4 protein-coding genes are annotated in these 6,587 nt (G+C 64.0%); 3 read left to right on the top strand and 1 reads right to left on the bottom strand.

Going from position 1 to position 6,587, the window contains the following annotated elements; all coding sequences use genetic code 11:
* Nucleotides 1–389: 389 nt before the first annotated feature.
* Nucleotides 390–728, bottom strand: coding sequence for a hypothetical protein (locus tag ABSG20_RS26135; protein ID WP_423867379.1), 339 nt, complete (start codon nucleotides 726–728; stop codon nucleotides 390–392).
* Between the two features lie 70 nt (nucleotides 729–798).
* Here ABSG20_RS26135 and ABSG20_RS26130 point away from each other — a divergent pair, with 70 nt between their 5' ends.
* The 3 genes from ABSG20_RS26130 to ABSG20_RS26120 form a co-directional block, all read left to right on the top strand.
* A complete protein-coding gene (locus tag ABSG20_RS26130) occupies nucleotides 799–2,436 on the top strand; it encodes a B12-binding domain-containing radical SAM protein (protein ID WP_423867378.1) in 1,638 nt (545 codons plus the stop codon).
* 31 nt (nucleotides 2,437–2,467) lie between these two features.
* Entirely contained in the window at nucleotides 2,468–5,746 is a 3,279-nt protein-coding gene (locus ABSG20_RS26125; RefSeq protein ID WP_423867377.1) for a thioester reductase domain-containing protein, read from the top strand.
* 1 nt (nucleotide 5,747) lies between these two features.
* Nucleotides 5,748–6,587, top strand: an 840-nt coding sequence (locus ABSG20_RS26120; protein ID WP_423867376.1) for a fatty acid desaturase, incomplete at its 3' end; no start/stop codon positions are given.

Here is a 6,587-nt window from a genome sequence, read left to right as displayed (position 1 = left end):
AGCCGCTAAGGCACCGCCAAACGAAAGGGGCGGTAACAGATATGCTGGGCCTAAAGTTCACTGCGCCACACTCCTACTCTACCAGCTTTCTCTCCACGGCGTCAAAGCTGGATTGCTTCGCGGGAGCCTGTCATCGGGCGCGCGTACGCGCGACCCGTTGGCTCGCAATGACGATCTCAGACTATCCTTGCTCGGCTGTTTGAAAAGTGAATCGGAAATCAGGCGGGTGGGCAAAGCCACCGGATCGCGCGCGAATGCGCGAACCGATGGCGCGCCCAGCAACTTAAGAAGCATCTCAAGCAAGGGGTGGGCACGGCGCGTTGACGCGCCGTTTGTCCACCCTCCGAATCCAGCACGGGAACCTGGACGCCCCTGTATCCGCCCCTGTATTAACAGGGCTTAACAGGGAAAAAGGTGTGCTCTTTCTGAGATACAACTGATGTGCCACGAAAATCGAACAACTTGAATAGCGAACCGACATTGCCGAAAATTCCGGCTTGCTCCGGACAATCAATGATTGTATTTTTAGTTGCTACGGTGAGCTTGTGCGGCTCGCCATCGACCGCGCGGCCGTCACCGGGCCGACCTTCGACCGCATTCGCCGGCTCTATCCACGGGTCGCGTGTACGGCCGCGATCCTCACGAGTTCTGTTTTGATTGCGTTCTGTTGGAAGCTGTTCGCGCTCACCGTAAGGCAACGCGGGAAGATCCGGAAATTCGACCGGCAACGGAAATCCGGCTGGCTTCCTGAGTTGCGAAATACCTGAGCGCCAACGCGTCGATGCGAGCAACCGCCCGATGACAAAGAGGATAGAGCCGAGCGCTCAGGGTGAAAACCGACACTTTCCGCCGCTTGGCAGCGCGATCAATGTCCTCCTGGTCTCGCCGCGCTTTGCGCCTTCATTCTGGAGCATGAGCGGATTGCTGGAGCTCGTTCCGCAGGACGCCCTGCAGCCCCCGCTCGGTCTGATCACGGTCGCCGCGCTCTGCCCAGGCAGTTGGACGATGAGGCTGGTCGACCTTAGCTTCGATGCGCTGACCGACGCCGACCTGCTGTGGGCCGATCTTGTGATGGTCTCCGGAATGCGGGTGCAGCACGATGACATGCGTGAGACTCTGCTGCGTGCCCGCGCGTTGGGCAAGCGCACCATGGTCGGCGGTCCGCACGCCAGCAGCCAGCCGGAACTGCTGCTCGATCTTGCCGACCACGTCGTCGTCGGCGAGCCCGACGAAGTGTTCGGGTCGATTGCCGACGATCTCGAGCGCGGCTCCGCAAGACCGCTCTATGTCGTCGAGGACAAGCCGGACATCAGCCGGACGCCGATCCCGCGCTTCGACCTGCTGCGAATGGAGCGATACCTGATGCTCTCGGTGCAGTTCGCGCGCGGCTGCCCGTTCCAATGCGAATTCTGCGACATCATCACGATTTATGGCAGAAAGCCGCGAACCAAGACTTCCGACCAGTTGCTGCGCGAGCTCGACGCGCTGCTGGCGCTGGGCTGGCGCAACCGCATCTTCATCGTCGACGACAATTTCGTCGGCAACCGCAAGCGTGCGCTCGAACTGGTGCAGAGGCTGCAGGAGTGGCAAGGGCAGCACGGCACCCCGTTCACGTTCAAGACCGAGGCGTCGCTCGATCTCGCGCAGCACCCGGTCCTGATCGATGCGATGGTGAAAGCCAACTTCTGGTCGGTGTTCGTCGGCATTGAGACGCCGTCCCGCGAGGCGCTCGCGGAGACCCGAAAGCTGCAGAACCTGCGTCAGGACCCGCTCGATGCCGTCAAACTCATTCAGCACGGCGGACTCTGGGTCAGCGCCGGGTTCATCGTCGGCTTCGATTCCGATACGGCCGATATCTTCGATCGGCAGATCGCGTTCATCGAGCGGGCGGACATCGCGTTTGCGATTGCGGGCTTCCTGGTCGCGCTGCCGACGACCCCGTTGTACGAGCGGATGCGCAACGAGGGCCGGCTGATCGAGGGCGTGCCGATCAACCGCTTCAGATCGCCGAACTTCCGGACCATTCTGCCGCTGCCGGCGCTGTTGCGGGGAGGCATATCGATTCTGAGCGGGATCTACGAGCCTTCCGCCTTCTTCGATCGCGCCTTTCGTTGCGTCGCGGCCTGGAATGTACGCGACTTTCAGAGGGCGCCATCGCAGCCCCGATCCTATGTGCGCAGCGTTCTGGTCCAGTCGGTCGTCCGACAGGGGCTTCGCTCGTCGTACCGGCGCGCCTATTGGCGGTTTTTATTCCGCATCATTTGGCACTGGCGATCCAATCCGCAAAAGTTCTGGCTGGCCTTCTCGTTGTTGCTGTCCGGGCACCACTTCATCGGCTTCGCGCGGGAAGTGACCGCAGAGCTCTCCGAAGAGCTCCGGCAACTCGGCGACGAACCATCGCCGGTCGCGGCCAAAGCCCCGGCGCAGGCCGCATGATCTGACCCTTCGATCAGTTTGAAAGGCATCGATGCAGACCATCGTCGATTATCTGGAGGCCGGCGCGCGCGATATTCCGGACCAGATGTTCTGCAGCTTCCTCGACGGTGCCGGCGGCGTCATCGACCGGTTGAGCTATCGCGAGCTTCACCAACGCAGCAACCACGTCGCGGCCTGCTTGCGGCAAACCGGCCGGGTCGGCTTCGGTCAGCCGGTGCTCCTCGTCTATGCGCCCGGTCTCGACTTCATCGTCGCGTTTCTCGCCTGCGTCAAGCTCGGCGCTCCTCCGGTTCCGGTGCCGCCGCCGGATGCGTCCGGCCTTGCCGGCGGCGCCGAGAAGCTGTCGCACATCGCGCGCGACTCCGGCGCCGCGATCGCCCTGACCCATGAGGCCTATCTGCGGCAGCTGCGCGCCTTGGCGGAGCGCGGGTCGCAGCCGGCAAAGTCGCTCGCCGCAGCGCCGCCCGGCGGCCTTTCGTGGCTTTCGACCGACCGCATGCGCGGCGAACTGGCAACTTATTCCGGCACGGTCAACGCGACCCTGTTCCTGCAATACACCTCGGGCTCGACGCAAAGCCCGCGTGGCGTCGTGGTGTCGCACGACAACGTCATTCACAATTGCGAGGCGACGCTGACCCATCGGCCGATCGGCGTATCCTGGCTTCCGCACTATCATGACATGGGCCTGATCGGATATTATCTGTTCATCATGCTGAAGGCCGGCTCGGTCTATGGCTTTTCCAGCGCCAACTTCCTGCGGCGGCCGCTGCTGTGGCTCGAGACGATGACGAAGGTCAAGGCGACGATCAGCAGCGCGCCGAATTTTGCCTTCGAATACTGCCTGCGCGAAGACAAGGTACCGGCCCGGGCGCTCGCATCCCTCGATCTCGGCTCGTTGCGGGTGCTGATGAACGCCTCGGAACCGGTCCGCAGCGGTACCTACGAACGCTTCCTCGCCAAGTTCGCGCCATGCGGCCTCTCCGCGCGCGCCTCCGTGGTGTTCTATGGGCTGGCCGAGAACACGCTTGCGGTGAGCGGCGACGGGCGCGTTCGCTTGACCGTCAACACCAAGCGGATGGAGCGCAATGACCTCCGCATCGAGGCGCCGAAGGCCGACGGCCACAACCAGACGAGCCTGGTCAGCTGCGGCAAGCCGCTGGCCGGAATCGAGGTCGCAATCGTCGACAGTTCGACCGGCGTCGCACTGGGCGAGGGCCGCATCGGCGAGGTCTGGGTCACCGGGAGGAGCAAGGCGCAGGGCTACTTCAACAGGCCGGAGCTCAACGCCAGTGTGTTCGCCGCAGCGATCGACGGCAACGCAGCCCGGGTGCGCCATCTGCGCACCGGTGACCTCGGTTTCCTGCACGACGGCGAGCTGTTCGTTTGCGGCCGCCTGAAGGACATGATCATCATCGGCGGTCGCAACTACTATCCAAACGACATCGAGGCGGTCGTGGAACGCAGCACCCGCAAGATTCGCCAAGGGGGCGTGGCGGCATTTGCGATCGACGACGGCAACAGCGGCGAGGCCATCGCGGTGCTCGTCGAGGTCGCGAAATCCAACGATCTTCCCGACCTCGGCCAGATCGCCCGGCAAATCAGGAAATACTGCCAGGTCGAGGTGGCGCTGCTCGCAATTGTCGCCCGTGGCACGATTGCCAGAACGTCGTCGGGAAAGGTTGCGCGTCAGGAATGCAGGAGGCGGTTGCAGGCGGACGAAATCACCGTGCTGGAGTCCCGGCGCGGACAGAGCCACGCCGGCGGCGATGCTGCCATCGCCGACCTGATTGCCCGCTTCGACGACGAGGACCTGCAGCAGCGCACACTCGCCGAACTCGGCGTCGATTCGCTCACTTTGGTCGAACTGAGCCTGTGCATCGAAAGCCGCCTGAAGGCCTCCGTCAAGGCAAAGGACCGGCGCTGGCAGGAAGCGGTCTTCGACCTGCGTATCCTCCAGACCATTACGGTTCGCGAACTGCTCAAATTTCTTCGCGGGCTTGCGGGCGACGGCCGGCTGCCGAAACTATCGTCGGGCCGCTATGCCCGCCGGTTGCGGGCGGTCGAGCTCGAGGAGCGCGAGCGCATGCGGCAGGATATGGTGCTGCCCGCCGACATCCGGCCGGACGCCACGGGCCAACCACCCGACGACGGCCCATTGTTGCTGACCGGCGCCACCGGATTCCTCGGGGCCTTTCTGCTCGAAGCGCTGCTGCGGCTCACCGACCGCGACGTGGTGACGCTGGTGCGCGCCGAGGATGATGAGCATGCCAAGGCCCGCACCAAAGCGGCCTTGCAGCGGACGGGATTGTTACAGGGGAAATTGCTGGAGGCGTTTGACCGCCGGGTCGTCGCACTTCGTGGCGACATCGCGGCACCGCGACTGGGGCTCGGGGGCCGGGACTGGGGTCGCCTCGCCGGCGAGGTCACAGGCATCTATCACTGCGCCGCCGAGGTCGACTACGTCAGGCCCTACCGGAGCCTGCGCGCGGCCAATGTCAACGGCATGATCGAGACAATCCGTCTGGCCGCCAGCGGCACGGCGAAAGCTCTGCACTTGGTGTCGACCACCTTCATTTTCGGCTTCGCGCCGCGAGCCGTATGCTGGGAACACGAGTGCAATATGGAAATGGCGGAGCTCACCTTCGGCTATCCACAGAGCAAGTGGGTCGCCGAGCAGCTTGCTTTCGCGGCGGCGCAACGGGGCCTGGCAACCCGGATCTATCGGCCGTCCTTCGTGACGGCGTCGCGGTCGGGGCGATACGTGCGCGGTGACCTGATGGCGCGGATGTTCGCCTACATGATCCGCCATGGCATCTCGACCGATGCGATCAACCAGATCAGCCTGCTCCCGGTCGATGTGTGCGCCAACAACCTGGTCGCGCTCTCGCTGCTGGAGGCGCCGGCGCTTCAGGTCTTTCACCTCACCGCCGACGAATACTACACCATGCGACATGCGTGTTCCCTGATCAGCCGCGAATTCGGCTACCCGTTCGAATATCTGAGCCTTGAGCGGGCCGTCGATCATATGAACGGTCACTGCAGCGGGACCGATCCGCTGTATCCGTTGATGGCATTCTTCAACCACAATCACAGGCGGATCGAGCGAATGGGGGGCAAGCGCTACGACAACAGGAACTATCGCGCCGCGCGGGAACGATCCCTCCTGACGCAGCCGGAACCGCCGCTGCAGGAGACGGTCGCGAGCCTTGTGTCGTATCTGCAGGGCACTAATCTCGTGCCCGCGCCGCCGCGCCGCGTTCTAGCCGGGGGAGCGCTCGCGGCGGTGCAGCCCGCAGCCTCGGCGGTGTAGCATGTCAATCCTCAGCCGACTGCCCTATCGCGCGACCGGTATCGGGTTTCTGCTGGCCTATGCCGTTCCGGCGATCGTCGTTTCGAGCGCGTGGCTGGCGCGCCTGACCGACTATCCGAACGCGTTCGTGTTTGCGCCGCTCGCTGTGGCCTATGCGCTGGTCCCTCTGGTCCAGACCGTTTGGTCGAGGGGGTTGCGACCGGCGGCGGCCGGTGCCGATGCCGCGGCGCCCTCCGCGAGCCATTTTCGCCTCCCGCTGTGGCCAAGCTTGCCGGCGCAGCTTGCGATGCTCTACGTCGCCGGCGACCTCTGGAGTTCGGGGGTTCTCGATGCCGCCGGACGCGCCGGGTTGTTGCTGAGCACGGGGATCTACAGCTCGATCTTCGCCATCACGATCGCGCATGAACTTATCCATCGCCCCGGCCGCGGCGAGCGCTTCCTCGGCGGACTTCTGCTCTCGACGGTCGCGTTCGGCACTTTCAAGATCGTACATCTGCGAATCCACCACCGTCACGTGGGAACCACGCTCGACTTTGCGAGCGCGCGGCGTGGCCAAAGCATCTACGGATTCTGGGTTCAGTGTCTGGTCGGCAATTTTCGCGGCGCGGTGCGCCTCGAGCGCGCGCGGCTTGCCGAGGCGGGCAACCGCCCGTGGATGAGCGAGCTTTCGATCTGGTACGGATTTTCCCTGCTCTGGCTCACGGCGGCGCTCGCTCTGTGGGGCTGGATGGGTGCTGTCTTCTTTCTCGGGCAGAGCCTGATCGCGATCATGAAGCTCGACTGCATCAATTATCTTCAGCATTACGGCCTCTCCAGGCAGCCGGGTGCCGACGGAAAAGTC

It is taken from the genome of Bradyrhizobium sp. (assembly GCF_049512235.1).
Lineage (GTDB): Bacteria > Pseudomonadota > Alphaproteobacteria > Rhizobiales > Xanthobacteraceae > Bradyrhizobium.
This window is presented reverse-complemented; position numbering and strand designations above follow the sequence as displayed.

What these genes read in the sequence shown, in the direction of transcription:
- ABSG20_RS26130 (WP_423867378.1), top strand. Translation starts at nt 799, where the DNA reads ATGACAAAGAGGATAGAGCCGAGCGCTCAGGGTGAAAACCGACACTTT.
- ABSG20_RS26125 (WP_423867377.1), top strand. Translation starts at nt 2,468, where the DNA reads ATGCAGACCATCGTCGATTATCTGGAGGCCGGCGCGCGCGATATTCCG.